This window comes from Prosthecobacter algae (assembly GCF_039542385.1).
Lineage (GTDB): Bacteria > Verrucomicrobiota > Verrucomicrobiia > Verrucomicrobiales > Verrucomicrobiaceae > Prosthecobacter > Prosthecobacter algae.
The window spans coordinates 338,561-347,588 of sequence record NZ_BAABIA010000008.1 but is presented as its reverse complement, the minus strand read 5'-3'; the positions used below and the strand labels follow the sequence as shown (position 1 = coordinate 347,588).

7 protein-coding genes are annotated in these 9,028 nt (G+C 61.1%); 4 read left to right on the top strand and 3 right to left on the bottom strand.

Translation table 11 applies throughout. The features are described 5' to 3' along the window. The 3 genes from ABEB25_RS19260 to ABEB25_RS19250 all read left to right on the top strand — a co-directional run. The coding region (locus ABEB25_RS19260; RefSeq protein ID WP_345738069.1) for a hypothetical protein at nucleotides 1-304 on the top strand (304 nt) is incomplete at its 5' end. Then, nucleotides 301-921, top strand: coding sequence for a M15 family metallopeptidase (locus ABEB25_RS19255; RefSeq protein WP_345738068.1), 621 nt, complete (start codon nucleotides 301-303; stop codon nucleotides 919-921). The genes ABEB25_RS19260 and ABEB25_RS19255, both read left to right, overlap by 4 nt. 233 nt (nucleotides 922-1,154) lie before the next feature. After that, nucleotides 1,155-3,098, top strand: coding sequence for a RecQ family ATP-dependent DNA helicase (locus ABEB25_RS19250; RefSeq protein ID WP_345738067.1), 1,944 nt, complete (start codon nucleotides 1,155-1,157; stop codon nucleotides 3,096-3,098). 32 nt (nucleotides 3,099-3,130) lie between these two features. Here the strand turns inward: ABEB25_RS19250 and glnD are convergent, their stop codons facing one another. From glnD to ABEB25_RS19235, 3 genes are all read right to left on the bottom strand, one after another. Beyond that, nucleotides 3,131-5,905 (bottom strand): [protein-PII] uridylyltransferase, encoded by a 2,775-nt coding sequence (gene glnD, locus ABEB25_RS19245; RefSeq protein WP_345738066.1) that lies wholly within the window; start codon nucleotides 5,903-5,905, stop codon nucleotides 3,131-3,133. A gap of 18 nt (nucleotides 5,906-5,923) precedes the next feature. Beyond that, nucleotides 5,924-6,457 (bottom strand): adenine phosphoribosyltransferase, encoded by a 534-nt coding sequence (locus tag ABEB25_RS19240; protein ID WP_345738065.1) that lies wholly within the window; start codon nucleotides 6,455-6,457, stop codon nucleotides 5,924-5,926. A gap of 72 nt (nucleotides 6,458-6,529) precedes the next feature. Further along, entirely contained in the window at nucleotides 6,530-7,174 is a 645-nt protein-coding gene (locus ABEB25_RS19235; RefSeq protein WP_345738064.1) for a hypothetical protein, read from the bottom strand. Between the two features lie 166 nt (nucleotides 7,175-7,340). On the opposite strand from ABEB25_RS19235, the gene ABEB25_RS19230 reads away from it, so the two are divergent. Next, nucleotides 7,341-8,981, top strand: coding sequence for a peptide chain release factor 3 (locus ABEB25_RS19230; protein WP_345738063.1), 1,641 nt, complete (start codon nucleotides 7,341-7,343; stop codon nucleotides 8,979-8,981). Nucleotides 8,982-9,028: the final 47 nt, after the last annotated feature.

Here is a 9,028-nt window from a genome sequence, read left to right as displayed (position 1 = left end):
TCATTCCAAGGCAGGCATGGCCGTTCAGTGGCTCGTTGGGATCGTGCTCGGCGGGCTGGCGACCTGGCTGACAAGCCTCGGCTTCGAGATCCCGCCCGCGATCCTGGAGAAGCTGACGGCCGCCCTGGTGGCAATCGGGGTGTGGTTTGTGACAGCGCTGGTGCAAGCCTACCAAACCCGCAACGCGAAGGCCCTTCAGGAGCAGCTCGGGGTCAAGCAAGACGGATGGATCGGGCCTAAGACACTCGACGTCGCTGAGGTCGCGAAGAAGACCATTGAAGCCGCCAAAGCTCGCAAGCCATGAGCGAGACCGACCGCGCCCGATTCGACCGCATCTGCGCCATGCAGCGTGAGATCCGTCCCTACTTCGCTCCCGCTGATCGAGCGGGCTGTGTCGATGGCTTCTGGGGACCGAAATCACAGGCCGCCTGCCAGGCTTATCTGCGGGCACTCATGCCCAAAGAAAATCCCTGGCCAAAGAGCGATGTGAAGAGCATGACGGCCTTCTACGGCACGCCTGGCGATGAGAGCAACCTGGTGAGCTTTGTCTTTCCATACCCGGCCTTTTACGGGGGCAAGCGGGTGACGACGGGCCGCTGTCATTGGAAAGTGAAAGACAGCCTGTTGCGGATCCTGACGAGGATCGACAAAATCCACGGGGATGATCGTGGTGTCATGGAGGAGGCGGAAGATTACGGTGGCATCTTCAACTTCCGCAACAAGCGGTTTGGAACCACGCTTTCGATCCATGCCTGGGGCGCGGCTATCGATCTCGATGCCGATGATAACAGCTTCCGGGATCATTGGCCGATGCAAGCCGACATGCCCCTGGAGATCATGGCCGAATTTGCCAAGGAAGGATGGATATCTGCCGGGGCCTTTTGGGGCTACGACGCAATGCACTTCCAGGCGACACGCTAAGGTGTAAATCAGGTGTAGCTTTAAAAACCCTCGTTGGAAGCCTGTAAAATTAGGGTAAGTGGGAGGCTTCGAATCCCACCCCTTCCGCCACCTCCAAACGCGCCCCGAGCCTTGTAGAATCAGGCATCGGGGCTTTTTTGTGGGTTTGGGGAAGGGGCTTACTGATATTGACCAAGGCTTCCCGCACTCGAGCCTTGCCAGTGCTCCGCATCCAGTGGCATGGGTAGTGCTTCATGCCTCCAGACCTCACCGCCACCCTTCGCCAGCACTTCGGCCATGCGGCTTTCCGCCCAGGGCAGGAGGCGGTGATGCAGGCGCTGCTGGCGGGGCGGAGTGCGCTGGCCCTGTTCCCCACCAGTGCGGGGAAATCCCTCTGTTATCAGCTTCCGGCGCTGCTGATGGACGGGGTCACCCTGGTCATCTCCCCCCTCATTGCGCTGATGAAAGATCAGGTGGAGGCCTTGCAGGCGCGTGGCATTGGTGCGGCACGGTTGGATTCCTCGTTAAAGCCCGAAGAAGCCCAGCAAGTGTTTGACGACCTCCGTTCGGGCAAGACCAAGCTTCTCTACATCGCCCCCGAAAGGTTGATGAATGAGAACTTCATCGAGCGGCTGAAACGGATGAAGATCGCCATGATGGCCGTGGATGAGGCGCACTGCATTTCGGAGTGGGGGCACAACTTCCGCCCCGAGTACCTGCGCCTCGCCCTGGTGGCCAAGGAGCTGGGCATCGCCCCCGTGCTGGCCCTCACAGCCACAGCCACGCCAAGTGTTGCGGCGGACATCCGCCGGGCGTTTGACATTGCCCAGGAGGATCACATCCAGACCTCCTTTCATCGGCCAAACCTGCACTACCGCATCACTCCCTGCGCCGCCGCGAAGCGCAAGGAGCTGCTCACCAAGCTGCTGCTGAAACGTCAGGTGCCCTCCATTGTTTATGTTACCCTGCAACAGACGGCCGAAGAGGTGGCCACGCACCTGCAAAAGGCCGGGGTCAATGCGCTGGCCTATCACGCGGGCCTGCCGGATGAGTATCGCCATGCCGCGCAGGATGGATTCATGACTGGGCAGACGCAGGTCATCGTAGCCACCATCGCCTTTGGCATGGGCATTGATAAGGCGGACATCCGCGCCGTGTATCATTACAACCTGCCCAAAACCCTGGAAAACTACATGCAGGAAACTGGTCGGGCCGGGCGGGATGGCAAAGTCTCCGTCTGTGAAATGCTCGCCTGCCAGGATGACTGCACCGTGCTGGCCAATTTCACCTTTGGCGATACTCCCACCCCCCAGGCCCTTCGCCAGCTTGTGGATCATTTGCTGCGTCAGGGAGAGGAATTCGACATTTCCATTTACGACCTTTCTGGCAGCACCGACATCCGTCCTCTGGTGATTGAGACCGTGTTGACGAACTTGGAGTTAGGTGGGCTGGTGCGTCCGCTGGGCATGTTCTATTCCAGCTACCAGTACAGCTTTCTTCAGCCGGAGGCGCGCATCCTGGCCGGACACAAGCCGGACCGGCAGGCCTTTTTGCGCAGCCTCTTCGCCTGCGGCAAACGCGGCCACAAATGGACCACCCTGGTCCTGGATGAAGCGGCGGCGGAGCTGGGCGAACCTCGGGAGCGCATCCTCAAGGCCCTCACCTGGCTGGAGGAGGCCGGCGAAATCCAAATGAAGCCCAGTGGTTCCCGCCAGCGCTACCGCCTCTGTGGCGACCCAGAGGCCCGCGATCCCGCGCTGGTCAGCCAGAAGATGCAGCAGCTTTTCGCGGGGCGTGAGGCGCGCGATGTTCAGCGGCTGGATCAGATCTTGGAACTGGCCAGCCAGCGCGAATGCATCGCCCGCTGGCTGCTGCGTTATTTTGGGGAGGAACTCGTGGCCGATTGCGCCACCTGCACCAGTTGCCTGGAGCGCGCCAAAGGGGCCGACATGGATGCTCCTCGCCTCATCCCCCAGGCTGTACGCCCGGGAATCACCACTGAGGATGTGGCTGCCATCCGCCCCCTGCTGGATGCCCGTCATGCTGCCCTGCGCACCCCGCGTCAACTCGCCCGCTTCCTCTGCGGCATCACCAGCCCCGCCACCACCCGTGCCCGCCTCACCCGGCTGGATACTTTTGGCATGCTCGATCAGGTTCCCTTTGCCGATGTCCTCGCTCAGGCCGAGACCATGCGCTGAGCTATCCTTCAGAGCTCGGGGCGGTGCCTTGCCTAACCAAAAACAGCTTCTTCGATCTTGCCCTGAAGAGTATCCAGGACAAGGCGGGTGGAAAGCTTGCGACCGTTCTCATCCTGCACGTAGATGGAGTCAATGGCCACGCCTTTTTCCGTGCCGATGCGGGCGTGGGTGATGTTCAGCCCCAGCTTGCCGATGGCCATGAACACATCGTAAAGCAGGCCCAGTCGGTCCACCACCTGGAGCTCCACGATGGTTTGGTCATACGACAGCTCGTTGTTGATGTAAACGCGCTGAGGGATTTCCGACATCACCTCGTCGTAGCCTGGAATGGCCTTGCGGCTCTTGGCGATGGCGGGGCCAAAGTCGAACTTCTGGGCCAGGAAAGCCTGCCGCACGGAGGCTTCCACCCGTTGCCGCGCCGTCTTGCTGGTCACGGCGGCAAAGTTGGTGTTGCAGACGCGGAACATGTCCAGCACCAGATTGTCGCCACGCTGGTAGAGGTCGGCACTGAGAATGTTGATGCTTTCGGCCGAGAGCGCCCCGGAGATGCGCGCCAGCAGCAGGTGGCGGTCCCAGCAGGTCACCGTCAGTTCGCTGTAGCCCTGCTCCACGTGGTCGGTCCACTCCATCACGGGCAATAGGCCAGCTTCGGCCTCTTCCACCATGAGCTGGGTGAAAAACTGGCGGAACTGGCGGATATGACCGGCGATCTGGGCCGGGTCGCGGAAGTTGAAATAACTGCGCGGCATGTGCTGGAAATGGGCGCTGATTTCCAGGTCAAATTCGGCACCCAGCGCCTTCGTCACATCCGCCCGCACCTCATCCAGCGGCACGGCGGCACGGCGCATGAAGTCCGCCGGAGCATCCATAAATTGAAGAGTATTATGGTAAAGCTGGCGGATGGACGCCTCCTTGTAGCCGGACCAGCTAGCCTCGCTCGTTCCCTTAGAGTCCGCGTAGGTCATCACCAGCAGCGTGTCCAGATACTCCTTCGTGCGCACAATGCCGGCGAATTCACCGATGACCTTAGTGTCATCCAGGTTCATCGTTGTGGCAGTGCGATACATCAGCAGGTGGTTGTCCACCAGGAAGAGCAGCAGCTTGCGCCGCTCGCCTTTGATTTGCAGGCGTCGGCACACGGCATCGGCCATCAGGGTGCTTTCGGCGTCGTGGGCCTTGGCATTGGCAGCGCGGCCCGCATCGTGCAGCAGCAGGGCCAGATACAGAATGGCGGGCTGGGCCAGCTCGTGAAAGAGCGTTTGGTAAAGGCTGAGCCCCGGCTTCGGCGGGCCGCTCAGTTCATCCAGCTTATCTAGCGTCCTCAAAGTGTGCTCATCCGCCGTGTAGCGGTGGAAAAATTCATGCTGCACCAGGCAGGTCAGTGCGCCGAATTCCGGCATGTACCGCCCCAGGAAGCCCACGCGGTGCATCTGCCGCATCACACGCGCCACATCGCCCTTGCGGGAAAGGATGGCCTCAAAGGTCTCGCGCACCCCTTTGTTATACCGGTAGCTCACATTGACCAGACGGAAGTTTTCCTGCATGACCTGGAAGAGTTCCGGGCTCAGCCGCAGATGCCGCTGCTGCGTGTGCAGGAACACCTGCATGAGCTGGCTGGGATCCTCTTTGAAAAGACCCTTGTCCTCCACAAACAGGCGTTCGTTTTTGGCGATGAATCCGTCGAACTTTTCCGTCCGCTTCAGCGCTGTCTTGCGCCTCACCATGAAGTTCAGCAGTCCCTTGCGCGTGCTTTCATCGTCCAGCGACTGCAGGTGAAAGCGGTCCATCACCTCGCTGCTGCGCTGCAGGATGTCGCGCGTGGCCATGTAGTACTCACGCATGAAGGCCTCGATGCGGCGCAGGATGCGCTTGTGTCGGTAGCCCAGGTTGGTCGCCACAAAGCCCTGGAGCCGCAGCGTCAGAATGTCGCTGGCGCGCTTCTCCGTGTAGTGCATTTCATTGCGGGTGCGCAGGATAAAGTCATAGGCCTGCTGGATCTCCTTCCATCCGGCCGGTGACATCAGCCCTTTGGTCACTAGGTCATGCGGGTTCAGCGTGCCCAGTTTCGCATAGGTCATCCAGATCAGGTTCTGGTAGTCGCGCAGGCCGCCGCAGCCATTCTTCACGTTAGGCTCCTGCACGCAGTGCGTGCCCCCGTATTTGGCGTGGCGGCTAGTCAGGTCCTCCTGGCGTAATTTCAGGAATTCCGCCTCACGGCCCGCCATGCATTCTTTGTCAAACCGGCCCCGAAATTCCTGAATGGGTTCTTCGTTGCCACAGAGAAACCGCGCCTCCATCAGCGCCGTCTTCGTCTCCATGCTCTCATTGGCCAGCTTCAGGCAGTCCCCCACGCTGCGCGTGCCGTGGCCCACCTTCAGCTTCATGTCATAAAAGTACAGCAGGTAATCGCCGATCAGCTTTGCCAGGTCGGGGGACACGTTGGAGCTGTTGCCCGGCAGCATGAAGGTCAGGTCCACGTCGCTGCCGGGGCTCATCACCTGCCGTCCATAGCCGCCGTGGGCTACCACGCTGAGGTTCAGCTTTTTCTTCACCGCCGGGTCCAGCGCCGCCAGGCACTCCTCCCAAAGCAAGCGCACGATGTAGTCCATCACATCCGAGCGCATGCGGCAGATCTCGATCCCACTGCCACCCGCCCGGTGCCGCTGCTTGATGCGCTGCTCCTTCAGGCGCAGGAAGCGTTTGCAGAGCTTCAGCGTCTCCGTGCGGCCACGCGGCAGGGCCACGTCTTTGCCAAAGACCTTCTGGGCGGCCGCCTCCAGGCGGTGCTGATACTCTTGCTCAGTCATGTGGGCAGGGGGTCAGAGTCAGAATGTCAGCAGGGAATGGATCGGACCCATGCCTTCCAGCTTTTCCCGGCCACATAGAAAGGCCAGCTCAATGAAAAAGACCGAGCCCAGCAACTCCGCGCCCGATTCCCGGATGAGCTGCAGCGCCGCACCCGCCGTGCCGCCCGTGGCCAGCAGATCATCCGCCAGCACCACCCGCTCACCGGGGGCCAGGGCGTCCAGGTGCATCTCCACGCTGTTCGTGCCGTATTCCAGGCTGTAGTCCACGCCGCGTGTCTTCCACGGTAGCTTGCCCTTTTTACGCACCGGCACAAAGCCCGCGCCCAGCCGCTGGGCAATCATCGCGCCAAAGATGAACCCGCGCGCATCAATGCCCACCACCTTGTCCACCTTCTGGTCGGCAAAGATCTCCGCCATGCCTTCGATCGCTTCTTTCAAAAGCTGTGCATCCGCCAGCACCGGCGTGATGTCTTTGAAAAGGATGCCCGGTTGGGGAAAATCCGGCACATCGCGGATCGTGGAGCGGAGGCGTTCGAGGGAGTCGGGAGACATGGCGCGCCAGTGTGCGGGGCCGCCACGCAGATGCAAGGGCGAAGGCTGCTGCGGGCGAAAGTGCCGTATTTTCTATTCCAGCGCCCACACCTTCACATTGTCCAGTGCCACCTCCTGGCCATCCTTGCCGCCCATGCGGAAGACCAGGCCGGGTTTCTTCACATGGAAATCTGGGGCGTTGGCTTTCAGCGGTTCCTTGCCGGTCACTTGGGCCACCACCTCGCTGCCGCGGCATTCCAGCAGCAGCGTGTACGTCATATTTGGAGCAAAATCCGTCTTGGCCATCGCATGCACTTTCGTCTTGGAGGCCGGGTTTGACTTGTCGTTATGCTCGATCAGGGACCAGCTCTTCGGCGTGATGACGACGGAAAAAAGGTGGCCCTTTTTCTTCAGCTCACCGGGGGCCGGGTCATACCCCAGATTGATCACCCGCATGGCCCCCAGCTTGAACTCCACCTGCACCGCGCAATCCTGCAAAGGCAGGCGATGGCGGAAGGCACCAATGTGCTTGTCGCTGGATTTCTCACCTGCATGAAGCTGGCCTTCCACAATCCGCAGGCTGCCCGTGTTCGCATGCCAACCCTTCGGCACTTCCGGGCCGGAAAAGGTCTCCTCCAGCAGCAGTTTGCCCTTTTTGCCCAGAGTGGGCTCCAGGTCAGCAGCGAGGGTGGGCAGGGCGGTGGCGGCGAAGGCTAAAAGTAGGGATGTCAGTTTCATGGCAGGATCAGGTCTGCATGCAAACGCATGCCTGGGACGGATCTATGCCAGATTTTAATCTCGCATCGAAGGCCACCTCGGGACCCGCCCTCCCGCATCTCCCAGGAATCGTCCTTGAGAAAAGCTGCGGGGGAGGCGATGAAAGCCGCCCCCGTTTTCCACCGCCATGTCCGAAGTCGCCGCCAAAGCCCCCCACGAAGTCAGCCGCCGCCGCACCTTCGCCATCATTTCCCACCCGGATGCCGGGAAGACCACGCTGACGGAAAAGCTCCTCCTCTACGGCGGGGCCGTGCAGCTTGCGGGCAGCGTCACCGCCCGCAAGAACCAGCGCGCCACCACCTCCGACTGGATGGAGCTGGAAAAGCAGCGCGGTATTTCCGTCTCCTCCACCGTGCTCCAGTTTGAGTATAAGGACTGCGTGGTGAACCTCCTCGACACCCCCGGTCACAAAGACTTCTCGGAAGACACCTACCGCGTGCTCACCGCCGTGGATGCCGCCGTCATGGTCATTGATGCGGGGAAGGGGATCGAAAGCCAGACCCTGAAGCTCTTCGAAGTCTGCCGTCGTCGTGGCGTGCCCATTTTCACCTTCATGAACAAGCTGGACCGCCCCGCGCGCCCACCTTTGGAGCTCCTGGATGAACTGGAGCGCGTGCTCGGCATCGCCGCCTGCCCCATGAACTGGCCCCTTGGCGATGGCGTGGACTTCAAAGGCGTCTTCGACCGCGAGTCAAACCAAGTGCATCTCTTCGAGCGTACCGTCGGCGGCAAGTTCCGCGCTCCGGTGAACGTCAAAGGCATCGAGGATGAAAGCGTTCGCAATGCCCTGCCGCCCCTGGTTTATCAGCGCGTGGTCGATGAGCTTGACCTCCTGGAGGGCGGTGGCTCCCCCTTCGATTTTGAGCAGGTGCGCAAAGGCCAGCTCTCCCCCGTTTTCTACGGCAGCGCCATGAACAACTTCGGCGTGCAGATGATGCTGGATCGGTTCCTGGAGATCGCCCCACCGCCGGCCCCGCGCATGTCGGGTGAGGATTTCATCGAGCCGACCAGCCCCGCCTTCAGTGGCTTCGTTTTCAAGATCCAGGCCAACATGAACCCGAAGCATCGCGACCGCGTGGCCTTCATCCGCATCGTCTCCGGCTGCTTCCAGCGGGACATGAGCGCGGTGAACACCCGCACCGGAACACGCATGCGGTTAGGTAATTCCCAGCGTCTTTTCGCCCAGGAGCGCGAAACAGTCAATGAAGCCTGGGCAGGCGACGTGGTGGGCCTCGTGGGCAACTACGACCTGCAAATCGGCGATACATTGTCTGAAGAAAACGGCGTCAAATTCGACGAGATGCCCACCTTCCCGCCAGAGTGCTTTGCCTACCTGCACAACGAAAACACCTCCAAGTTCAAACGCTTCCGCGATGGCCTGGACCAGCTCCTCAAGGAAGGTGTGGCCCAGCCCTTCGAGCTTCCCGATGCCGCCGTCCGCATACCGCTCCTCGGGGCGGTGGGTCCTCTCCAGTTCGACGTGCTGAAATACCGCCTTGAAAGCGAGTACAATGCCGAAGTGCGCCTGGAATTCGCCCCCTGGACCCTCGTCCGCTGGCTGAAGGACAAGGACGCCGTCGTGGCCCCGAAACCTGTGCGCGGCCAGGTCGGCCCGCCCCGGCCCGCTCTCGTCGCTTCCTATGATACCACCCTCGCTCAGGATGTCTATGGCAACTGGGTGGCCCTGTTTGGCGACAAGATCAGCCTCGGTTACTTCGAGTCCAAGAACAGCGAGAAATTCCACATCAGCCCGTTCCCCATTCAGTAACGCTGGCAGACTTCCGCATCGGATCGGTCCGGGCTTCCCATCGGGGC

Bases quoted from the DNA above. Each gene is read 5' to 3' on its own strand.
- ABEB25_RS19255 (WP_345738068.1), top strand. From the start codon at position 301: ATGAGCGAGACCGACCGCGCCCGATTCGACCGCATCTGCGCCATGCAG.
- ABEB25_RS19250 (WP_345738067.1), top strand. From the start codon at position 1,155: ATGCCTCCAGACCTCACCGCCACCCTTCGCCAGCACTTCGGCCATGCG.
- glnD (WP_345738066.1), bottom strand. From the start codon at position 5,905: ATGACTGAGCAAGAGTATCAGCACCGCCTGGAGGCGGCCGCCCAGAAG.
- ABEB25_RS19240 (WP_345738065.1), bottom strand. From the start codon at position 6,457: ATGTCTCCCGACTCCCTCGAACGCCTCCGCTCCACGATCCGCGATGTG.
- ABEB25_RS19235 (WP_345738064.1), bottom strand. From the start codon at position 7,174: ATGAAACTGACATCCCTACTTTTAGCCTTCGCCGCCACCGCCCTGCCC.
- ABEB25_RS19230 (WP_345738063.1), top strand. From the start codon at position 7,341: ATGTCCGAAGTCGCCGCCAAAGCCCCCCACGAAGTCAGCCGCCGCCGC.